General features: G+C 66.8%; 22 protein-coding genes. 13 read left to right on the top strand and 9 right to left on the bottom strand.

Annotated features, from left to right (window positions below; genetic code table 11):
- The first annotated feature begins 65 nt into the window (after positions 1–65).
- Complete coding sequence (locus FHT98_RS13835) at positions 66–2,351, top strand: NADP-dependent malic enzyme (protein WP_113586349.1); 2,286 nt, start codon at positions 66–68, stop codon at positions 2,349–2,351.
- Between the two features lie 37 nt (positions 2,352–2,388).
- Here the strand turns inward: FHT98_RS13835 and FHT98_RS13830 are convergent, their stop codons facing one another.
- Positions 2,389–2,691, bottom strand: coding sequence for a plasmid stabilization protein (locus FHT98_RS13830; RefSeq protein WP_142114387.1), 303 nt, complete (start codon positions 2,689–2,691; stop codon positions 2,389–2,391).
- Between the two features lie 280 nt (positions 2,692–2,971).
- Between FHT98_RS13830 and FHT98_RS13825 the strand changes: the two genes are divergently transcribed.
- Positions 2,972–3,919: a lysylphosphatidylglycerol synthase domain-containing protein gene (locus tag FHT98_RS13825; RefSeq protein WP_061971670.1), complete on the top strand. Its 948-nt coding sequence runs from the start codon at positions 2,972–2,974 to the stop codon at positions 3,917–3,919.
- A 10-nt stretch (positions 3,920–3,929) separates the two neighbouring features.
- On the opposite strand, the gene FHT98_RS13820 is transcribed toward FHT98_RS13825, so the two are convergent.
- Positions 3,930–4,679, bottom strand: a complete 750-nt coding sequence (locus tag FHT98_RS13820; RefSeq protein ID WP_142114386.1) for a hypothetical protein — start codon at positions 4,677–4,679, stop codon at positions 3,930–3,932.
- Between the two features lie 127 nt (positions 4,680–4,806).
- Between FHT98_RS13820 and FHT98_RS13815 the strand changes: the two genes are divergently transcribed.
- Complete coding sequence (locus FHT98_RS13815; protein ID WP_142114385.1) at positions 4,807–5,442, top strand: glutathione S-transferase family protein; 636 nt, start codon at positions 4,807–4,809, stop codon at positions 5,440–5,442.
- Positions 5,443–5,588: 146 nt separating this feature from the next.
- Complete coding sequence (locus FHT98_RS13810; RefSeq protein WP_248309217.1) at positions 5,589–6,827, top strand: multidrug effflux MFS transporter; 1,239 nt, start codon at positions 5,589–5,591, stop codon at positions 6,825–6,827.
- Positions 6,828–7,030: 203 nt separating this feature from the next.
- Here FHT98_RS13810 and FHT98_RS13805 read toward each other — a convergent pair whose 3' ends face one another.
- Positions 7,031–7,240: a cold-shock protein gene (locus tag FHT98_RS13805; protein ID WP_061971665.1), complete on the bottom strand. Its 210-nt coding sequence runs from the start codon at positions 7,238–7,240 to the stop codon at positions 7,031–7,033.
- Positions 7,241–7,456: 216 nt separating this feature from the next.
- Between FHT98_RS13805 and FHT98_RS13800 the strand changes: the two genes are divergently transcribed.
- Together FHT98_RS13800 and FHT98_RS13795 are read left to right on the top strand one after the other, a co-directional pair.
- Entirely contained in the window at positions 7,457–8,143 is a 687-nt protein-coding gene (locus FHT98_RS13800) for a fumarylacetoacetate hydrolase family protein (protein ID WP_061971663.1), read from the top strand.
- A gap of 26 nt (positions 8,144–8,169) precedes the next feature.
- Positions 8,170–9,099 carry a dihydrodipicolinate synthase family protein gene (locus FHT98_RS13795; protein ID WP_142114384.1) on the top strand — a complete coding sequence of 310 codons (930 nt, stop codon included), beginning with the start codon at positions 8,170–8,172 and terminating at the stop codon, positions 9,097–9,099.
- Positions 9,100–9,223: 124 nt separating this feature from the next.
- On the opposite strand, the gene FHT98_RS13790 is transcribed toward FHT98_RS13795, so the two are convergent.
- Together FHT98_RS13790 and FHT98_RS13785 are read right to left on the bottom strand one after the other, a co-directional pair.
- On the bottom strand, positions 9,224–9,703 hold the full coding sequence (locus tag FHT98_RS13790) for a copper chaperone PCu(A)C (RefSeq protein WP_113586355.1): 480 nt from the start codon (positions 9,701–9,703) through the stop codon (positions 9,224–9,226).
- 110 nt (positions 9,704–9,813) lie between these two features.
- Positions 9,814–10,338 carry a hypothetical protein gene (locus FHT98_RS13785; RefSeq protein WP_139163538.1) on the bottom strand — a complete coding sequence of 175 codons (525 nt, stop codon included), beginning with the start codon at positions 10,336–10,338 and terminating at the stop codon, positions 9,814–9,816.
- A 263-nt stretch (positions 10,339–10,601) separates the two neighbouring features.
- Between FHT98_RS13785 and FHT98_RS13780 the strand changes: the two genes are divergently transcribed.
- Genes FHT98_RS13780 through FHT98_RS13765 form a run of 5 tightly spaced genes read left to right on the top strand, consistent with a single transcriptional unit; the run spans position 10,602 to position 13,655 of the window.
- Positions 10,602–10,850, top strand: a complete 249-nt coding sequence (locus tag FHT98_RS13780) for a hypothetical protein (RefSeq protein ID WP_142114383.1) — start codon at positions 10,602–10,604, stop codon at positions 10,848–10,850.
- Between the two features lie 7 nt (positions 10,851–10,857).
- Positions 10,858–11,031 (top strand): hypothetical protein, encoded by a 174-nt coding sequence (locus tag FHT98_RS26200; protein WP_185745157.1) that lies wholly within the window; start codon positions 10,858–10,860, stop codon positions 11,029–11,031.
- A gap of 7 nt (positions 11,032–11,038) precedes the next feature.
- Positions 11,039–12,157: a methionine ABC transporter ATP-binding protein gene (locus FHT98_RS13775; RefSeq protein WP_210244372.1), complete on the top strand. Its 1,119-nt coding sequence runs from the start codon at positions 11,039–11,041 to the stop codon at positions 12,155–12,157.
- Positions 12,147–12,812, top strand: a complete 666-nt coding sequence (locus tag FHT98_RS13770; RefSeq protein ID WP_142114381.1) for a methionine ABC transporter permease — start codon at positions 12,147–12,149, stop codon at positions 12,810–12,812. The genes FHT98_RS13775 and FHT98_RS13770 overlap by 11 nt, the downstream gene beginning before the upstream one ends.
- 42 nt (positions 12,813–12,854) lie before the next feature.
- On the top strand, positions 12,855–13,655 hold the full coding sequence (locus FHT98_RS13765) for a MetQ/NlpA family ABC transporter substrate-binding protein (RefSeq protein ID WP_142114380.1): 801 nt from the start codon (positions 12,855–12,857) through the stop codon (positions 13,653–13,655).
- 87 nt (positions 13,656–13,742) lie between these two features.
- Here FHT98_RS13765 and FHT98_RS13760 read toward each other — a convergent pair whose 3' ends face one another.
- Together FHT98_RS13760 and FHT98_RS13755 are read right to left on the bottom strand one after the other, a co-directional pair.
- Positions 13,743–15,941: an esterase-like activity of phytase family protein gene (locus FHT98_RS13760; RefSeq protein ID WP_113586361.1), complete on the bottom strand. Its 2,199-nt coding sequence runs from the start codon at positions 15,939–15,941 to the stop codon at positions 13,743–13,745.
- Between the two features lie 70 nt (positions 15,942–16,011).
- Positions 16,012–16,437: a hypothetical protein gene (locus FHT98_RS13755; protein ID WP_091857289.1), complete on the bottom strand. Its 426-nt coding sequence runs from the start codon at positions 16,435–16,437 to the stop codon at positions 16,012–16,014.
- A 129-nt stretch (positions 16,438–16,566) separates the two neighbouring features.
- On the opposite strand from FHT98_RS13755, the gene FHT98_RS13750 reads away from it, so the two are divergent.
- Both FHT98_RS13750 and FHT98_RS13745 read left to right on the top strand, forming a co-directional pair.
- Complete coding sequence (locus FHT98_RS13750) at positions 16,567–17,388, top strand: helix-turn-helix domain-containing protein (protein WP_113586362.1); 822 nt, start codon at positions 16,567–16,569, stop codon at positions 17,386–17,388.
- 78 nt (positions 17,389–17,466) lie between these two features.
- On the top strand, positions 17,467–17,658 hold the full coding sequence (locus FHT98_RS13745; protein ID WP_113586363.1) for a CsbD family protein: 192 nt from the start codon (positions 17,467–17,469) through the stop codon (positions 17,656–17,658).
- Positions 17,659–17,725: 67 nt separating this feature from the next.
- On the opposite strand, the gene dnaJ is transcribed toward FHT98_RS13745, so the two are convergent.
- Both dnaJ and dnaK read right to left on the bottom strand, forming a co-directional pair.
- The gene (gene dnaJ, locus FHT98_RS13740) at positions 17,726–18,862 is read right to left on the bottom strand and encodes a molecular chaperone DnaJ (RefSeq protein WP_061971644.1); all 1,137 of its coding nucleotides are present in this window, start codon (positions 18,860–18,862) and stop codon (positions 17,726–17,728) included.
- A gap of 134 nt (positions 18,863–18,996) precedes the next feature.
- Positions 18,997–20,913, bottom strand: a complete 1,917-nt coding sequence (gene dnaK / locus FHT98_RS13735; RefSeq protein WP_061971642.1) for a molecular chaperone DnaK — start codon at positions 20,911–20,913, stop codon at positions 18,997–18,999.
- Positions 20,914–21,008: the final 95 nt, after the last annotated feature.

The following is a 21,008-nucleotide window of genomic DNA, read 5'->3' as shown; positions in this document are numbered from 1 at the left end:
GATCTCGGGCGCCGCCGCCTTATGGTCGGTACCCCTCGAGGAAACGCACAAGAAAAGACGCTTCGATGAACGACCGTCCGAAGACCAAGAGAGCCCGCCCGACCTTTACCGATCAGGAAGCCCTGCTGTTCCATTCGCAGGGACGGCCCGGCAAGCTGGAAATCGTGCCGACCAAGCCGATGGCGACGCAGCGCGACCTCTCGCTGGCCTATTCGCCCGGCGTCGCCGTACCGGTGCTGGCGATCGCGGAGGACCCGTCGCGCGCCTATGACTACACGACGCGCTCGAACCTCGTCGCCGTGATCACCAACGGCACCGCGATCCTCGGCCTCGGCAATCTCGGCGCGCTCGCCTCGAAGCCGGTGATGGAGGGCAAGTCGGTCCTGTTCAAGCGCTTCGCCGATGTCGACTCGATCGATCTCGAGGTCGATACCGAGGATCCGGACAAGTTCATCGACGCCGTGCGCTATCTCGGCCCGTCCTTCGGCGGCATCAATCTCGAGGATATCAAGGCGCCCGAGTGCTTTATCATCGAGCAGCGCCTGCGCGAATTGATGGACATCCCCGTCTTCCATGACGACCAGCACGGCACCGCGATCATCGCCGCCGCCGGCCTGATCAACGCGCTGGACATCACCGGGCGCGACATCAAGACGACCAGGCTTGTCATCAACGGCGCGGGTGCCGCCGCCATCGCCTGCATCGAACTGCTGAAGGCGATGGGCTTCAAGCCCGACAACGTCATCCTCTGCGACACCAAGGGCGTGATCTACCAGGGCCGCACCGAGGGCATGAACCAGTGGAAATCGGCCCATGCCGCCGTCACCGACCGGCGCACGCTGGCGCAGGCGCTGGACGGCGCCGACGCCTTCTTCGGCCTGTCGCAGAAGGGCGCGGTGACGCCGGAGATGGTCGCCGCGATGGCGCCGAACCCGATCATCTTCGCCATGGCCAATCCCGATCCGGAGATCACGCCGGAGGAGGTCCATGCCATCCGCGACGACGCGATCATGGCGACCGGCCGCTCGGACTATCCGAACCAGGTCAACAACGTGCTGGGCTTCCCCTTCATCTTCCGCGGCGCGCTCGACGTGCGGGCGACCACGATCAACATGGAGATGAAGATCGCCGCGGCCGAGTCGCTGGCGATGCTCGCCCGTGAGGACGTACCTGACGAGGTCGCCGCCGCCTATCAGGGTTCGCGGCCGCGCTACGGCAAGGACTACATCATCCCGGTGCCCTTCGACCCGCGCCTGATCCATGTCGTGCCGATGGCCGTCGCCAAGGCCGCAATGGACTCAGGCGTCGCCGGCAAGCCGATCGTCGACGTCGCCGCCTACAAGGCGCAGCTCTCGGCCCGGCGCGACCCGATCGCCGGCACGCTCAACCGCATCTTCGAGCGCGTCCGGCGCTATCCCAAGCGCGTCGTCTTCGCCGAGGGCGAGGAGGAGCAGGTCATCCGCGCCGCCGCCTCCTTCGTCGCGCAGGGGCTCGGCCATGCCATCCTGGTCGGCCGCGAGGACCGCATCACCGAAGCTGCGACCTTCCTCGGCGTCGATCTCGAAGCCAAGGGCATCTCGATCCAGAATGCCCGGCTCTCGCATCGAAACAGCGCCTATGCGCAATATCTCTACGAGCGGCTGCAGCGGCAGGGCTATCTGTTCCGCGACTGCCAGCGCCTGATCAACCAGGACCGCAACCATTTCGCCGCGGCGATGGTGGCGCTTGGCGATGCCGATGCGATGGTGACCGGCGTCACCCGCAACTACTCGATCGCGCTGGAAGAGGTCCGCCGCGTCATCGACGAGAAGCCCGGCCACCGGGTGATCGGCATCTCGGTCGTGATCTCGCGGGACCGCACCGTCCTCGTGGCGGATACCGCGATCACCGAGATGCCGACCGCGCGGCAATTGTCGGAAATCGCGATCGAGGCGGCCGGCGTCGCCCGCAGGCTCGGCTACGAGCCCAAGGTCGCGATGCTCGCCTTCTCGACCTTCGGGCATCCGGCCGGCGAACGTTCCGAGAAGGTGCGCGAGGCTGTGGCGCTGCTCGACGGCCAGCGCGTCGATTTCGAGTATGACGGCGAGATGGCGGCGGATGTCGCGCTCAATCGCGAGGTGATGAGCCAGTACCCGTTCTGCCGCCTCTCGGGGCCGGCGAACGTGCTGGTGATGCCGGCCTTCCACTCGGCTTCGATCTCGACCAAGCTGCTGCAGGAGCTTGGCGGCGCGACCGTGATCGGCCCGCTGATCGTCGGCCTCGACAAGCCGATCCAGATCGTGCCGCTCGGCGCCAAGGATTCCGACATCGTCAACATGGCCGCGCTGGCCGCCTTCAATATCGGCGGCTGATTGCCCGACAACGCCTGAGCCGGACGGATCGTTCGGCTCAGGATGCCTTCTTCCTGCGCGTCTCGGCTGCCTTTTTCGCTGAAGCGGAACGCGCCGCTTTCGGCCGCGCGGCGGAAGTCTCGCCACCCAATTTGCCACCCCGTTTTGCGGCTTCATCGGTGTCCGGCTGCCCCCGACCTGAGCCGGACTTGTTGCCGCCGCCGCTGTCCTTGTTGACGGTCGCCCAGGCGCGGCGCTCAGCCTCTTCGTGCGAAACGCCACGTTCCTCGTAGCTTTCCTCGATATGCTCAGCCTTGCGCTTCTGCTTGTCGGTGTAGGCGGACTTGTCTCCCTGAGGCATGGCAAAACTCCCCTGTGAATTCGAACTGGAAACGCAAGGCTCCGCATCGCTGTTCCCACCCCCGCGATCGCACGCTCCTGGCCATGGTCGGGGGGTGAGCGCATCGCGCCAGTCGCCTCCTTCATCGGCGTCATTCGTCGCAGCGGCTTGTGCATTGCCGCCGAGGCGTTATCTGTCGGGCGGAGCTTGAACCCGAGCCCCGCCCGCCACCGCGCCGCCGCGATCCCGCAGCGCCGCGCAACCCCGAGAGCGCATGTCGTTCGGCCCGCATGAGCCAGGAATGCCCCTGCGCAAGCGCAGCCGCTGGTGGTGGCTCGGCCCGCTGGCGAGCTTCGTCATCTTCGGCGCCTCGCTGGTCGTGCTCTGGCATATCATCAGCGGGATGGAGCCGGGCCAGCTTGCCGGCGCCTTCGCCAATGCCAGCCTGCGCCAGCTCGGCCTCGCCGTGGCCTTCACCGCGCTGAGCTATCTGCTGCTGACCGGTTACGACAAGCTGGCACTGCGCCGGCTCGGCCTCTCGATTCCCTATCGCACAACCGCGCTCGCCTCCTTCACCAGCTATTCCGTCTCGTTCACGCTCGGCTTCCCGATCGTGACCGGCGGCACGGTGCGCTACTGGATCTATTCGCCGAAGGGAGTGCGCGCCTCCGAGGTGGCGAGCCTGACGGTGATCGCCGGCATCACCTTCTGGCTCGGGCTCGGCGCCATCCTTTGCGCCAGCCTGATCTATTCGGCCGATGCGGTGGCGATGCTGGCGCGGACCTCGCCGCTGGTCGTCCAGATCGTCGGCGGGCTCGTGGGCCTGGGCATCCTCGGCTATCTCGCCTGGATCGCCACGGACGAACGGACGATCCGGGTGCGCGGCTGGAACCTGCACCTGCCCGGCCTCGGCACCACGCTCGGCCAGATGGCGCTCGGCGCCTGCGAGGTCTGCGCGGCCGCCGCCGTGCTCTTCGTGCTGCTGCCCGGCGGCTACGGCCTGGAATATCCGACTTTCCTCGCCGCCTATATCTTCGCCTGCCTGATCGGCATCGCCAGCCATGCGCCGGGCGGGCTCGGCGTGTTCGAGGCGACGATGCTCGTCGCGCTCAACCGCTTCCCCTACGAGCATGTGCTGGGCGCGCTGCTGATATTCCGGGTGGTCTACTACATCCTGCCGTTCATCCTGGCGCTGGTGCTGCTGGCGCTGAACGAGATGATCCGCCGCATCCGTCGCCACGAGCCTTAAGGGCTGCCCGCTACTTCATCGCCACGATGATCAGCAGGAAGGCCAGCATCAGCAGGAGCAGGCGGAAGCTCCAGTTGATTTTGCCCAGCTGCTCGGCAGCGGTTTCCGGCCAGTCATCCTCGGTCTCATGGACGGGAGCCGGCACGGGATCGGGGATCGGCGCGGTCTCGATGGCGACCGGAAGCTCGCGAGGCCGCCACTCGATCGTCTCGATGAAGCCGCGCGCGGGCTGGGCCGAGCGCCCATCGGCGTCGAGGCCGAGATACCAGTCGAGCGGCTCGCCCTGCGTGCGCCCGCGATCCTCCTCGCGCATCCAGAGGCTCGTCGTAGCGCTCAGCGAGATGTCCTGCGCCAGGCCCGCGAGCATATCCGCCTCGAGCGCTGCGAACACGGCGGGCGCCAGAAAGGCCTCGGCGAAGGGCTGCGAGGCGCCATCTTCGTCGCGGCAGCCGAGCATCAGGAGGAGGCGCGGCTGCTCGCCAGCCTGCGACAGCGGGCGCAAGGTCAGGGCGATCGTGCCGGCCTCGCCTTCGCGCCCGGCGCGGCGCAAACCGCCATCGACAACCGTCGCCTCGGCGAGGAAGCGCCGGCTTTCATCCAGACGGCCGTCGCGGCTTTCGAAGCCGCCGACGAAACGCAGGCCCGAAGCCGACAGCCGGAAGCGCCGCGCCGCATCCTGGACATAGCGGGTCGACAGACCCTCGATCGCCATCCGCCCGTCGCTGACGGAAACGCTGCGCGCCACGCCTGATTCGTTCATGTTTCCGTCCTGTTTCGCCGCGACGATAACAGCTCAGGCTGCCCGCGTCAGGCGACGGGCTCCTGACAGCGTCACGCCGATGCCGCAGGATAAGGGCATCCTCGAACCATCACGGAGGCAAAAGACGATGGCCGACGAACTCGTCCTTTACACCAACCCGATGTCACGCGGACGCATCGCCCGCTGGATGATGGAGGAAATCGGCCAGCCCTACCGGGCCGAGATCGTCGGCTTCGGCACGCCGATGAAGAGCGCGGACTACAAGGCGCTGAACCCGATGGGCAAGGTGCCGACGCTGGTCCATGGCGATACGGTCATCACGGAATGCGCCGCGATCTGCGCCTATATGGCCGATGCCTTCCCGCAGGCTGGGCTCGCGCCCGCGCCGAACAGCCGGTCGCGCGGCCCCTATTATCGCTGGATGTTCTTCGCCGCCGGCCCGGTCGAGGCCGCCGTCGCCAGCAAGGCCTTCGGCCTGGAAGTGCCGCCCGACCGGGCGCGAGCCATCGGCTACGGCACCTATGCCGATACGATGGACACGCTCGAATACGCGGTGACCCGCGGCGAGTACCTGACCGGCGACCGTTTCAGCGCCGCCGACGTCTATGTCGGCTCGCAGGTCCTGTGGGGGCTGCAATTCGGCACGATCGAGAAGCGGCCGGCTTTCGAGGCCTATGGCGCCCGCATCTCCGCGCGGCCGGCGGCTCGGCGCGCCGCCGAGATCGACGATGCGCTGATGGCCGAGATGCAGAAGCAAGGGTGAACGCGCCCGGCGCATGGCGCATGGCGCATGGCCGATTGGACCGGTTGCCCGGCGGACCCGGCGGGGCTAATGCTGCGGGCAGAATTTTGCCCGCCGCTGCCGCATGACCGCAGCCGCCGGGTCTAGCAGCAAGCTTCGCGATCGCCATGAACGACATGTCCGCCCTTGCCCGGCCGCGCCACGGCATGGGCTTCTACCCCTTCGTCGGCCTGACCGCCGCCTTGATGGCGACGAACGCGCTCGCCATCGATTCGATGCTGCCGGCCCTGCCGCAGATGGCCGAGGCGCTCGGCATCGCCGAGGCCAACCAGCGGCAATGGATCATCACGGCCTATCTGCTCGGCTTCGGCGTCTCGCAGATCTTCTACGGCACGATCTCGGATCGTTTCGGCCGGCGCCCGGTGCTGCTCACGGGCCTTTCGATCTATGTCGTCGCCAGCATCGCCGCTGCCTTCGCCGGTTCGTTCGAGGCGATGATGGCAGCGCGCGTGGTGCAGGGCATCGGCGCCGCCGCGACGCGCGTGCTCGTCGTCTCGATCGTGCGCGACTGCTATTCCGGCCGCGAGATGGCGCGCGTCATGTCGCTCGCCATGATCGTCTTCCTGGCCGTGCCGATCCTGGCGCCCTCGATCGGCCAGGCGATCCTCTGGGTCGCGCCCTGGCGCTGGATTTTTGGCGTGCTGACCAGCTTCGGCGCTGTCGTGATGGTCTGGGTCCTGCTGAAACTGCCCGAGACCCAGCATCCCGAGGACCGCAAGCCGATCGAGCCGGCGAGCGTGCTCGCCTCCTTCCGGACGACCCTGACCAGCCGCATCGGCGTCGGCTACATGCTGGCCATGGCCTTCGTGCTCGGCGGCCTCTTCGGCTTCATCAACTCGGCACAGCAGGTCTTCGTCGACGTCTTCCACGCGCCGGAGCTGTTCACCACCATCTTCGCCTTGATCGCGATGTTCATGGCGGCGTCCTCGCTGCTGAATTCGCGCATCGTCGGCAAGCTCGGGATGCGCCGCGTCTCGCATGGCGCGCTGCTCGGCTATATCGCGCTGACCGGCATCCATGCGCTGGTGGCGCTGGCCGGCCATGAATCGCTCTGGAGCTTCGCGATCCTGCAGGGCGGGGCGATGTTCTGCTTCGGGCTGATCGGCCCCAATTTCGGGGCGATGGCGATGGAGCCGCTCGGCCATGTCGCCGGCACGGCCTCCTCGGTGCAGGGCTTCGTCACCACGGTGATCGGCGCGCTGCTCGGCTTCTATATCGGCCAGCATTTCAACGGCACGGTCGTGCCGCTGACGCTGGGCTTCGCGCTCTGCGGCATCGCGGCGCTCGTCGTCGTGCTGATCGTGGAGCGAGGCCGGCTGTTCCATCCGGCGCCGGGCCGGGTCTGAGAAAGCCCTTAGGCCATTGTCATCGCATCGGGTTTTTCCGAAAAGTGGGATCCACTTTGCGGCCCGATGCTTTCACCTTCGCACCGCCGCCTGCGGCGACGGGTATGCCTGGAATCCGCTTCGGTCCGACCTGGACCGAGAGCGGTCCGCCTAGGCTCGGGAAAGACGCCGCCACCGCCTTCCCGCAGAACGCATAGACGCGCTCAGGTCGTCTGCAGGTTCACGGCCGAATTCTTGCCGGTCTTGCGATCGGGCTCGAGATCGTAGCTGACCTTCTGCCCTTCGTTCAGACCGCGCAGACCAGCGCGCGTCACTGCGCTGACATGGACGAAGACATCATTGCCGCCGCCATCCGGGGTGATGAAGCCGTAACCCTTGGTCTCGTTGAACCATTTCACGGTTCCCGTACTCACATGCCGTTCCTTCCATAGGCTCGCCGGTTCCCCCGGCGGGGTAATGTAAGGAGCAAATCGTCCCACTTGCAACGACGCGCCGCACAACCCGTGCCGCGCCTGCGAAAAGCGTGCCGCAATGCCTCCCGTGCAGGCCCGCCGCCGCCGCAAGCCGCTTGCGGTCCGGGCGCCGCTCGCCCATGAACGGCGCAAGCTTGTGATCAAGGGAGCAGCAGGATGAGCAATTTTGTGATCGACCCGCCGGCCGTGACGGCCGTCCCGGTCGCGGGCGGCGGCTCCTTCCCCGTGCGCCGCATCTTTTGCGTCGGCCGCAACTACGCCGAACATGCCCGCGAGATGGGTCATGATCCCGATCGCGAGGACCCGTTCTTCTTCACCAAGCCGGCCGACGCGCTGCTGATCAACGGCGCCGACATGCCCTATCCGAGCAAGACGAAGGACCTCCACCACGAGATGGAGCTCGTCGTCGCCATCGGCACCGGCGGCAAGGACATCCCCGAATCCGAGGCGCTGGCCCATGTCTACGGCTATGCCGCCGGCCTCGACATGACCCGCCGCGACCTGCAGAACGTCGCCAAGAAGGCCGGGCGCCCCTGGGACATGGCCAAGGGCTTCGACCTCTCGGGCCCGATCGGCGAGATCGTACCGGCGAGCCATGCCGGCCATCCCAGCGCCGGCAAGATCGAGCTCACCGTCAACGGCGTCGTGCGCCAGACATCCGACCTCGCCAAGCAGATCTGGAATGTCGAGGAGACGATCGCCTATCTCTCCGGCCTCGTCGAACTGAAGCCGGGCGACCTGATCTTCACGGGCACGCCGGAAGGCGTCGCCGCGGTGAACAAGGGCGACGTACTCGAAGGCGAGATCGTCGGCGTCGGCACCGTCCGCACCCGCATCGCCTGACCTAACGACACGACAAGGACCGCATCATGCGCCTCACCCCCGACGCTTCCGGCGTCTTCCCGATCGCGCCGACCCCGTTCAACCCGGACGGCAGCATCGACTGGGCCTCGGCCGACCGGCTGTTCCAGTTCTATCACGACATCGGCTCGGACGGCGTCACCGTGCTCGGCATCATGGGCGAGGCGCCCAAACTGGAGCCCGAGGAATCGGTCGAGCTGGTCAAGCGCTGCGTCGCCCGGATGGGCGGCAAGCCGATCATCGTCGGCGTCTCGGCGCCCGGCTTCGCCGCGATGCGCTCGCTCGCCCGGCAGGTGATGGATCTCGGCGCCGGCGGCGTGATGATCGCCCCGCCGCCGTCCCTGCGCACCGACGACCAGATCACCGGCTATTACGCGCAGGCCGTCGAGGCGATCGGGACCGACATCCCCTTCGTCATCCAGGACTATCCGCTGACGCTCTCGGTGGTGATGACGCCGGCCGTGATCCGCAAGATCGTCATGGACAACCCGTCCTGCGTGATGCTGAAGCACGAGGACTGGCCGGGGCTGGAGAAGATCTCGACGCTGCGCAAGTTCCAGAAGGAAGGCTCGCTGCGCCCGATCTCGATCGTCACCGGCAATGGTGGGCTCTTCCTCGATTTCGAGATGGAGCGCGGCGCCGACGGCGCCAATACCGGCTATGCCTTCCCGGAACTGCTGATCGACGTGGTTCGCCTGCAGAAGGCCGGCAAGCGCGACGAGGCCCATGACATCTTCGACGCGCATCTGCCGCTGATGCGCTACGAGCAGCAGCAGGGCGTCGGCCTTGCCGTGCGCAAATATACGATGATGAAGCGCGGCATTCTCAGTCACGACGCCCAGCGCAAGCCGGGCGCGGCGCTCAGCGCCGCGGCCAAGGCCGAGGTCGATTACCTGCTGTCGCGCATCGCCAAGCGTGATCCGCGCGCGAAGATCTGAAGAACCGCAACCGTCATGCTCGCCCCCGTGGCGAGCATCCACGGCTTGAACTCAGCCTTCGACCAGGGAAGACGTGGATGGTCGGGACAAGCCCGACCATGACGGCATGTGGCAGCCTGGGGGCTCAGTGCCCCTTGTGCTCGCCCTCGCCGCCCTTGGCGGCGATCGAGTCGACCTTGAACTCGACATCGACGGTCCCGGCCTTCTCGAAGGTCAGCGTGCCCTTCATCATCTCGCCCTGCTTGAGCTGCTGCTTCAGGTCCATGAACATGATGTGGTAGCCGCCGGGCTTGAACTCGACCTTGGCGCCGGCCGGAACATCGACGCCATTATCCAGTGGCCGCATCGTCATGATGCCGTCCTTGACTGCCATCTCATGGACTTCCGCGCGCGCCGCGAAGGGAACGGACACCGAGACCAACCGGTCCGCGACCGTGCCCGTGTTCTCGATCGAGAGATAGCCGCCGCCGACCTTGGCGCCGGCCGGCGTGGCGCGCGACCAGGGATGGCCGATCTTGAGCGGACCCGCCTTGAATTCATGGGCGGTGGCGAAGCCGGCCGAGAGCAGGAGAGCCGCGGCGGCGAGTGAATAGGAAAGCTTCATGATGGATATCCTGGATGAACGGGCCGCTGACGCAGCCTCGTGAAGACGTGCCCTCGCTCCCAAACGAAGCGGACAGGCCGGAATTGGATGCGGATGGGCAGGCGGAGGTTTCAGCCCAGCGGCGGCGCGCGCGATTGCGCGAGCCCGGCCGCGAAACGATGCGGCAAACCCTCGGCCCATAGCTCGACCGCAACGAGCCGCGTGGCGAGGCGTCCCGGTACGGGCGCAGCCTCGACTGGCGGGCCAGCGAGAACGGGATTGAGCGGGCAACCCTTGCAATGGGCGAGATCGCCGAGAGGAACCGGCTGGCCTTCATTGGGAACCGGAGCGCCCGAGCAGAGCACGACGCCGTCCGAACCACCGAACGCCGCCATGGCAGGAGCCGGCGCGAGCGCCAGGGCCATGACGCAGAGCGCATAGGCCATCGCCAGCCAGGCCCCGAGCCCGGAGCGGCGAAGACGATCGAGAAGGGCGGCGCGAGCCTGCATGGCCGCAAATGGCGCCGCTTCCCCGGCTTCGTCAAGCCGCGCATTGCCGCATCCGTCATCGAAGCAGCGAGTCTGCGGAGAAAATTCTTCTCCACGCCCTAGTTTCTTTAAAAGAACGATCCGGTTGACAAAGAGGACGCTCTCCATCAGATTGCAGATCGTTCCTTGAGCGATCAGGGAGCCGCGGAGATTTGAGCAGCAGCTTGCGCCGCGTCACCAAACGCTAAAGCGCCACGACTGGGTCGTGGGCTCCAGATCGAGGAGACTGACATGACCGTTGCGAAAACGAGCCGAAGCCAATCCCGCTTCCGCCGAATGTCCTGCCGCTGTCGACGCTGAGATCGCAAGGCCGAGAGGCCATTCCCATTCGATCGTTTCGACGAACGCCGCCAGCGGCGAAAGGCAGTTCCATGTCCCAGATTCAGTCTCTTCCCAGCCGGGCGCGCCCGGCGCAGCAGGCTTATGTCATCGAGCTCGGCGAGGCCCAGATCGGGCTGGTGAGTCGCCGCGCCGACGAGCGCGACTTTACCTTCGTCTCGGCCTCCGCCGCCTTCCGGGCTCTGGACGGGCAGCGTTTCGCGACGCCGGGCGCCGCCGAGACAGCCGCGCGCCGGTTGTCCCGCTTGCAGCGGCGATCCCCCCTGCTGCTGGCTTCGTGAGGCGGCGATGCAGCTTCTTGCCGCTCTCTGGAACGGTATCGCGAACTGGTTCGCGCAAGCCGTCCCTGCCACCTTCGACCCGCTCGACGCCGCGACCGCGGACGACCAGCGCCGCTCGGTCCATGACGTGACCATCGAGCAGCTCGGCATCGCCCACTGGTCCTGCCACACGCATTTCTGAGGACATGATGAACGCCCCCGTCAGACCCGGCACGCTCAGTGCCGGCGTCTCTTCTGTTTCCTTGCCCCTATCCTTGCCCGAACCGGCGATCCGCTTCGAGCGGGTCGGCAAGACCTATCCGGGCCGCCGCGGCCAGCAACCGGTCGGCGCGCTCGCCGGGATCGATCTCGACGTGCCCGCCGGCACCATCCTCGGCGTGATCGGGCGCTCCGGCGCCGGCAAGTCGACCCTGATCCGCCTCGTCAACGGGCTGGAGCGCGCCACCGAAGGGCGCATCCTGATCGAAGGCACCGATGTCACGGGCCTCAGCGAATCCGGCTGGCGGCAGCAGCGCCGGCGGATCGGCATGATCTTCCAGCATTTCAACCTGCTCTCGTCGCGCACGGTCTTCGACAATGTCGCGCTGCCGCTGGAGATCGCCGGCGCCGGCAAGGCCGAGATCACGGCCAAGGTCGAGCGCCTGCTCGCGCTGGTCGGCCTGTCCGACAAGAGCGCGCGCTATCCGGCCGAGCTCTCGGGCGGGCAGAAGCAGCGCGTCGGCATCGCCCGCGCGCTGGCCACCGATCCGAAGGTGCTGCTCTGCGACGAGGCGACCTCGGCGCTCGACCCCGAGACGACGCGCTCGATCCTCGCCCTGCTGAAGCAGGTCAATCGCGAACTCGGCATCACCATCCTGCTGATCACCCATGAGATCCCCGTCATCAAGGAGATCTGCGACCGCGTCGCCGTGATCGAGGGCGGGCAGATCGTCGAGCAGGGCGAGACCTTCGCGGTCTTCACCAACCCGCAGCACCCGACGACGGCGAGCTTCGTCGAGACGGTCACGGGCGTCGAATTGCCCGAGCACCTCGCCCATCGTGTCCGCAAGGAGGCCCGTCCCGGCGACAATATCGTGCTGCGCATCACCTTCCTCGGCGAGAACGCGACCGCGCCGGTGATCAGCCGGCTCAGCGCCATCGTCGGCGTCGACGTCAACATCCTGGCCGGGCGGATCGACGCCATCGCCGGCCAGCCCTTCGGCAGCCTGCTCGTCTCGGTGCCCTCACGTGCCCCTGAGAGCGACGCCGTGCTCGGCGCCCTCAGAAGCCTCGGACTCAAGGCGGAGGTGATCGGCCATGTCTCCTGAAATCATCCGCCTGATCGCGCAATCGACGCTGGACACGCTGGCCATGGTCGCGGTCGCGGCAGGCATCGGCACGGTCTTCGGCCTGCCGCTCGGCGTCTTCCTCGCCACCAGCAAGCGCGGCGAGCTCTTCGCGGCGCCGGCCGCCAACCTCCTGCTGGGCACGCTGGTCAACGCCACGCGTTCGACGCCCTTCATCATTCTGGTCGTCGCGATCATCCCGTTCACCCGCCTGATCGCTGGCACCTCGATCGGCACGGCAGCGGCGATCGTACCGCTGACCGTCGCCTCCACGCCCTTCATCGCCAGGTTGATCGAAGGCGCGGTGCGCGAGGTCGATCAGGGGTTGGTCGAGGCGGCGCGCGCGATGGGCGCCACACCCGTCCAGATCGTGCGCAAGGTTCTGGTGCCCGAGGCGCTGCCGGCGATCGTGCTCGGCCTGACGCTGGCGCTCGTCAGCCTGATCGGCTTCTCCGCCATGGTCGGCGCGGTCGGCGGCGGCGGGCTCGGCGACCTCGGCATCCGCTACGGCTACCAGCGCTTCATGCCGGACGTGATGGCGGCGGTCGTCGCCGTACTCATCGTCCTCGTCCAGCTCGTCCAGAGCATCGGCGACCGGCTCGCCCGCCATCTCAACAAGCGCCTGCGTCACGCCTGACGCTTTCAAGCTCATCCGCATCCGACAGAAGGAACGACCCTCATGACGACCCTCCTCAACCGCCGCGCCGCGCTCCTCGCCGGCCTCACCCTAACGCTCGCCGCCGTCCCCGCCCTTGCCCAGCAGAACCAGGTGATCCGCATCGGCGTCTCGCCCGGCCCGCATGCCGAGATCCTGGAGAAGGTGAAGCCCGTCCTCGCCAAGAAGGGCATCGAGCTCAAGATCATCGAGTTCTCCGACTATGTCGTGCCGAACCAGGCACTCGACGCCGGCGAGCTGGAGGCCAATTCCTTCCAGAACCAGCCCTATCTCGACAACCAGGTGAAGGATCGCGGCTTCAAGATCGAAAGCGCCGGCCTGACCGTGAACTTCCCGCTCGGGATCTACTCGGCCAAGTACAAGGAATGGTCGCAGGTGCCTGATGGTTCGACCGTCGCGATCCAGAACGACCCGACCAATGGCGGCCGCTCGCTGCTGCTGCTGCAGGACAAGGGCGTGATCAAGCTGAAGGACGGCGTCGGCTTCAAGCCGAGCCCGGCCGATATCGTCGGCAACCCGAAGAAGCTGAAGATCATCGAGATCGAGGCGGCGCAGACCCCGCGCTCGCTGGCCGATGTCGCGGCCGCCGCGATCAACACCAACTATGCCGTCGATGCCAAGATCGACCCGGCTTCTGCGATCCTGCGCGAGGATGCCAAGGGCCCCTATGTCAACCTGATCGCCGTGCGCAGCGCCGACAAGGACAAGCCCTGGGTCAAGACGCTGGTCGAAAGCTACCACACGCCCGAGATCAAGACCTTCGTCGCCGAGCGCTTCAAGGGCGCCGTCCTCGCCGGCTGGTAACCGCTCCTCCCCACCTGGCTCTCCAGTCATATGGCCAGGCGCCTTGCCCCGGATGCGACCCGCACCCGGGGCTTTTTATTTGCGAGATCAGCGCGGCAGCGGGCCGAAGGCGAAGAACTGGGTCTCGCCGGAGGAATCGTCGACGCCGTCATTATCGGTGACGACGAAGAGGTTTCCGGCCTTGTCGACCGTCATGCCCTCGACCTTGTCGAGGCCGTAGCCGCCGGCCTTCATCAGGTCCGGCGTCAGGTCGCGCAGCAGGGTCTTGGTCACGGTCGGGATTTCGGTCGCGCCGATCGCTGCCGGCTTCAGGCCCTTGATCGAGAAGGTCTGGAGCGTCTTCACCGCCTTGGCGCCGAAGCCGTTGTCGCGCTCGATCACGGCGAAGCGGTCGTCCCCGAGTGCGACAAGCTCCGACAGCCCCATCCAGAAACCGGCGGCCGGTTGCGACAGCGGGTAGTGCAACACGCCCCACTCCTTGGTCGCCGGCTTGTAGGAGAGGAGCTTGGCCTTGCCCTTGGGATCGTCCTTCCACTCGCGCTGCACGGCGAGCCAGACGGTCTCGTCCGCGCCCGTGCCGATCACTGCCACGCCCTCGAAGCCGAAGCGGACCGCATGCTTGGCGAGCGCCTCAGGCAGGTGAATCTCCTCCTCGACCTCGCCCTTGGCTGAGACACGCAGCAGGATATCGGCGAGCGGCGCATCCTTCTTCTCGGGGTTGCCTTCAGAAGCCAGCCAGAAGCCGCCCTCGCGGGTGGCGATGCCCTCGAGGTCGTAGGAGGCGGGCTTGCCGTCCCTGGTCACGGTGATGGCCCCCGTGATCTTCACCGGCTTCTGCGTCGCGTCGATCTGAAGGAGGCGCGAGGGCGTATAGGCACTGTCGGTGATCGCGAAGAGCTTGCCGGGTGCCGTGCGATCGGCCGCGAGGCCGGAGAGCGCGCCCCAGCCGATCGGCAGGCCGTTCTCGTCGGCGGACTGGATTGTCGGATAGGCGGCAACCTGCTCGGCGCGGCGATAGATCATCACGGCCGAGCGGGCACCGCCCTTCTCGCCGACATCGGTCTCGGAGGCCGAGACGAAGAGATCGCGCTGCGGGATGGCGAGCAGGCCTTCCGGGCCGATGCCGGTCGGCAGCGCCTGCAGGAAGCGCGGTGCCTTGCCGGCCCCCTCGTCCTTATAGACCAACACCAGCGAGGCGCGCTCCAGCCCGACGAAGATCAGACGGTCGTTGCCGTAGGTCGCAACCTCGATGCCCTCGGGCTCGCTGCCCTTCGCGCCCGAGCGCTTCTCGGGATAATGGCCGAGGCGCATGGCGGTGTGATCGACATCGGAGCCGGAATCGAACTCGACGGTGCCGTCCTTGCGGAAGATCGTGAAGCCGCGCGAGCCACCCTTCCAGTCGCCCTCGTTGGCGGTGACGAAGCGGTCATTATCGAGCCAGCGCACGGCGTCGGGTTCACGCGCGACACCTTTCAATTCCTCGGCCGGGCTGATCTTGCCGTCGCGGGTCTTGTCGATGTTCTTCAGGTCGACCGAGCCGGCGGAGAAATGCGTCACGACCTTGCCGGTCTTCGAATCGACGATGGCGAGGTGGTTGTTCTCCTGCAGCGTCACCACGACGAGACCGTCCTGGTTGACGTCGACGAATTCCGGCTCCGGATCGGTCGGCTCGACGGCGGCGATGCCGGTCATGTCGACGACCTGGCGGGTGGCGCAGTCGATGGCGCCGCCCTTGATGCCGATCAGGGTGAGATTGCCGGCGGGAAGCTGCGGCAGGGCGCCCTTGTTGAGCTTCTCGTCACGCTCGTTCTCGATGGCGATGACGATCTTGCCCTTGTCCTTGGTCAGCGTGACCGAGTCCGGCTGGCCGCCGAGATCGCATTTCGCCACGACCTGCTTCGTCTTGAGGTCGACGGTGGCGAGATGGCCAGCCGGCTCCTTGAAATTGTCGCCGGATGTGACGACGGCGACGAAGGCCTTGTCGCCGAGGATGGTGACCGAGGTGGATTCGCCTTCGAGCGGCACGAAGCCGGCGGGCTTGGGGTTGGCGGGATCGGCGATGTCGATGATCCCGAGCGCCTTCTGCTCCGCGTCGGTATAGGCGAGCAGCGTGCCGTCGCCATTGGCGGCGATGATCTCGGAGACGGTCTTCTTCTTCGGATCGCGATCGGCCGGCAGGTTCTGCGGCACGGAGAAGGTGGCGATCCGGTTGAAGAGCGGCTCGGCCATGGCCGTGCCGCTGAGCAGGACAGCGGCGAGAGCCGCGAGGACGAAGGGCTGGCGCATGGGATCTCACCGCTGACGGGGACAGAGGCCCGTCGGCTAATCAGCCCATGCGACAGTCACATGACGGTTTTCAACGAAGCGACGCGGCCTCGCCGGAAAGGGCTGCCGCACCCGAGCGCTTGAAGCCGATGACTTCGAGCTCGGTCACGATCGCAACCGCAGCAGCCTGGGCCAGGACGAAGGCGATGCCGAGCCCGGTCGGGGCGAACCAGCCCATCAGCAGGATCGCGATGCTGTCGGCGATCCAGAGCAGATTGATGCCGATCACGGCATAGACCGCGAGGCGCGGCAAAACCCTGCGGCTGGCGAACCAGGCGATCAGCGCCGCGCAAGGCAGCAGCACGAGGCCGGCGCCGCGCAGGAACTCCGCGGGCAGACCAAGCGGGGCGGCGAGCGGCCCGGCCGCAGCGGCGAGGATCAGACCCATGCCGCCGCAGGCCGCAGCATCGAGGGCGAGGGCGTTGCGCAGCAGGGGCGAGGACTGGATGAGCGACATGGCATTCTCCTTCGCGATTTGGGGCCTCAAGCCCGTTTCGATGAGGGGAATGCTGACGGAACCGCGTCAGCCCGTCGATTAAGCGGGAGGTAATTGGAACCGACCGTCGGGATCGCTAGCTTCTCCGCCATGACGACACACCACCCTCCCCCGATCGGCGCGCTGCTGCGCGACTGGCGCCAACTCCGCCGCTTCAGCCAGCTCGATCTCGCGCTCGAAGCCGAGATCTCGCAGAAGCATCTCAGCTTCATCGAAAGCGGGCGTTCACGCCCGAGCCGCGAGATGGTGCTGCTCTTGGCCGAGCATCTCGGCGTGCCCCTGCGCGAGCGCAACGCGCTGCTGCTGGCGGCGGGCTACGCCCCGATCTATCCGGAGCGCCCGCTGGAGGACCCTTCGCTGAACGCCGCCCGCAGCGCGATCGACCTTATCCTCAGGGGGCACGAGCCCTACCCGGCTGTCGCCGTCGATCGGTACTGGACGCTGCTGGCCTACAACAGCGCGGTGACGCGATTGCTCGGCCTCGTTGCGGATGCGGAACTGCTGAAGCCGCCGGTCAATGTGCTGCGCCTGTCGCTGCATCCGCAGGGGCTTGCGCCCTTCATCCTCAATCTCGCGGAATGGCGCGCGCATCTGCTGGCCAGGCTGCGCCAGCAGGTCCGGGCGACCGCCGATCCCAAGCTCGGCGAATTGCTGGGGGAGCTCATGGGCTACCCCGACCCTGGCGGGGGGACGCAATCGCGTCACGAAGCCGAGGCGGAAGCCGCGATCGTAGTCCCCATGCAGTTGAAGCTCGGCGAGACCACGCTGTCGCTGATCTCGACGACGACCGTGTTCGGCACGCCTGTCGACATCACGCTTTCGGAGCTGGCGCTGGAGACGTTCTTTCCGGCCGATGCGGCGACGGCAGAGGCGCTGCGTGGCCTCGCCGCTCAGGCGGAAAGTGCGGCCTGAAACCCGGAACCTTTCCGCGCCGCGCCGGTTTCTTCAGCGGAAAACGGCTGGGGGCCGACCTTTCAGGAGTCAAGCGCGATGGGCAGCACGACCGACAAGATCAAGGGCCTGGCCAACGAGGCCGCCGGCAACGTCAAGCAGGCCGCCGGCAAGGCGTTCAACAAGCCGGACCTCGAAGCCGAGGGCGCGGCCCAGGAGCTGAAGGGCGAGGCCCAGCAGGCGCTGGGCAAGGGCAAGGACGCGATCAAGAAGGCCGTCGACAAGGTCTGAGGCATCCGCCTCAAAGCAAAAGGGCCGCCGAAAGGCGGCCCTTTTCATATCCGGGTCCAATTGCGGCTCAGGCCGTGCCGCCGAAACCGCCGAGGAAATCCTTGACCCGGCCGAAGAAGCCGGCCGTCTCCGGATGGTTGTTGTGCGAGCTCTCGCGCTCGAACTCCTCGAGCAGCTCGCGCTGGCGGGCCGTCAATTTCTGCGGCGTCTCGACCACGACCTGGATGTAGAGGTCCCCGACATCGCGCGAGCGCAGCACGCTCATGCCCTTGGCCTTCAGGCGGAACTGCTTGCCGGTCTGGGTGCCCTCGGGAATCTTGACCCGCGCCTGCTCGCCCGACAGCGTCGGCACTTCGATCTCGCCGCCGAGCGCGGCGGAAGCCAGCCCGATCGGCACGCGGCAGAACAGGTCGGCGCCATCGCGCTGGAAGATCGCGTGCGGCTTGATCGAGAGGAAGATGTAGAGATCGCCCGCAGGCCCGCCGCGCAGGCCCGCTTCGCCCTCGCCGGCCAGGCGGATGCGCGTGCCGTCCTCGACGCCGGCGGGGATGTTGACCGAGAGCGTGCGCTCGCGCGTGACACGCCCGGCGCCCTGGCAGTTCTTGCAGGGATCGTCGATGACCTCGCCGCGGCCCGAGCAGGTCGGGCATGTCCGCTCGACCGAGAAGAAGCCCTGATTGGCACGGACGCGGCCATGGCCGCCGCAGGTCGGGCACTGGCGCGATTTCGAGCCGGGCTTGGCGCCGGTGCCCGAGCAGGAGTCGCAGGAGATCGAGGTCGGCACCCGGATCGACTCGTTCTTGCCGGTGAAGGCCTCTTCCAGCCCGATCTCGAGATTGTAGCGCAGGTCGGCGCCACGCTCGCGGCCATTGGCGCCGCGCGCGCCGCCGCGCCGTGCATCGCCGAAGAAGGAATCGAAGATATCCGACATGAAGTCGGAGAAATCGGCATTGCCCCCGGGGCCACCGCCGCCGCCATTCTCGAAGGCCTGATGGCCGAAGCGGTCATAGGCCGAGCGCTTCTGGCCGTCCGAGAGAACCTGATAGGCCTCGTTAATTTCCTTGAACTTGATCTCGGCTTCCTTGTCGCCGGGATTCTTGTCGGGATGATGCTGCATCGCGAGCTTGCGGAAGGAGCCCTTGAGCTCGACCTCCGTCACGGTCCGGCTGACGCCGAGAATCTCGTAGTAATCGCGTTTCGACATCGAAATGTCTGTCCCCGCAGCTTTGACGCGGCATGGCCGGGCAGCGAGCCCGGCCATCCGTACAGCATGCAATTCCTGGACGCGATGACCGGGTCGAGCCCGGCCAAAACGTCGCTTGCGTTACGAGCGCGCGATCACGCGCTCTTCTTCTTGTCGTCCGAGACGTCCTTGAAGTCGGCGTCGATGACGTCGTCCTTCTTGGCTTCCTCAGTCGGCTCGCCCTCGGCGGCGGCAGCGCCTTCGGCCTGGCTCGCCGCATACATCGCCTCGCCGAGCTTCATCGAAGCCTGCATCAGCTCGTTGGTGCGGGCCGTGATGGCCTCGGCGTCCTCACCGGTCAGCGCGGTCTTGAGGGCCTCTACCGCGGTCTCGATCGCCGCCTTGTCGGCTTCGGAAACCTTGTCGCCGTAGTCGTTCAGCGACTTCTCGGTCGAATGCACCAGGCTCTCGCCCTGGTTCTTCGCCTCGACCACCTCGCGGCGCTTCTTGTCCTCGGCGGCGTTGGCCTCGGCATCCTTCACCATCTTCTGGATATCGGCCTCGCTGAGACCGCCCGAAGCCTGGATCTTGATCTGCTGCTCCTTGTTGGTGGCCTTGTCCTTCGCCGTCACGGACACGATGCCGTTGGCGTCGATGTCGAAGGTCACCTCGATCTGCGGCATGCCGCGCGGGGACGGCGGAATGCCCATCAGGTCGAACTGGCCGAGCAGCTTGTTGTCGGCCGCCATCTCGCGCTCGCCCTGGAAGACCCGGATCGTCACCGCGTTCTGGTTGTCCTCGGCGGTGGAGAAGACCTGGCTCTTCTTGGTCGGGATCGTGGTGTTGCGGTCGATCAGACGGGTAAAGACGCCGCCCAGCGTCTCAATGCCGAGCGACAGCGGGGTCACGTCGAGCAGCAGCACGTCCTTGACGTCGCCCTGCAGCACGCCGGCCTGAACCGCGGCGCCGATGGCGACGACCTCGTCAGGATTGACGCCCTTGTGCGGCTCCTTGCCGAAGAACTGCTTCACGACCTCCTGCACCTTCGGCATGCGGGTCATGCCGCCGACGAGGACGACCTCGTCGATCTGGCCCGCCGACAGGCCGGCATCCTTGAGCGCCTTCTTGCAGGGCTCGATGGTGCGCTGGACGAGATCGTCGACCAGGCTCTCGAACTTGGCGCGCGAGAGCTTGATGGCGAGGTGCTTCGGGCCCGAGGCATCCGCCGTGATATAGGGCAGGTTGATCTCGGTCTGGGCCGTGGTCGAGAGCTCGATCTTGGCCTTCTCCGCCGCTTCCTTCAGGCGCTGGAGAGCGAGCTTGTCCTTCTTCAGGTCGATGCCCTGCTCGCGCTTGAACTCGTCCGCGAGATACTCGACCAGGCGCATATCGAAGTCCTCGCCGCCGAGGAAGGTGTCGCCATTGGTCGACTTCACCTCGAAGACGCCGTCGCCGATCTCGAGGATCGAGACGTCGAAGGTGCCGCCGCCGAGGTCATAGACAGCGATCGTGCCGGCCTGCTTCTTGTCGAGGCCATAGGCCAGCGCAGCCGCGGTCGGCTCGTTGATGATGCGCAGCACTTCGAGGCCGGCGATGCGGCCGGCATCCTTCGTCGCCTGGCGCTGGGCGTCGTTGAAATAAGCGGGAACCGTGATGACGGCCTGAGTGACGGGCTGGCCGAGATAGGCCTCCGCCGTCTCCTTCATCTTGGTCAGCGTGAAGGCCGAGATCTGCGACGGCGAATAGTCCTTGCCGTCGGCTTCGACCCAGGCATCGCCCGAGGAGGCCTTCTTGATCTTGTAGGGAACGAGCTTCAGGTCCTTCTGCGTCATCGGATCGTCGAAGGTCCGGCCGATGAGGCGCTTGATCGCGAAGAAGGTGCGCTCCGGGTTGGTGACGGCCTGGCGCTTCGCAGGCTGGCCGACAAGGCGTTCGCCGTCATCCGTGATGGCGACGATGGATGGCGTGGTGCGCGCGCCTTCCGAATTCTCGATGACCTTGGGCGTCGAGCCTTCCATCACTGCAACGCAGCTGTTGGTCGTGCCGAGGTCGATACCAATGACTTTACCCATGGATGGGATCCCTTTCGATTGAGCAGATCGCCGACCTGCGACGGTTGTCCGTCGCCTGCCGGCCCATGGACCGGATCGCCCCCGCTTCAGCGGCG

It is taken from the genome of Allobosea sp. AK1, assembly GCF_006714945.1.
In the GTDB taxonomy this organism is placed as follows: Bacteria; Pseudomonadota; Alphaproteobacteria; order Rhizobiales; family Beijerinckiaceae; genus Allobosea; species Allobosea robiniae.
The sequence above is the reverse complement of the archived record's forward strand: the minus strand, read 5'-3'. Positions and strand labels throughout refer to the sequence as shown.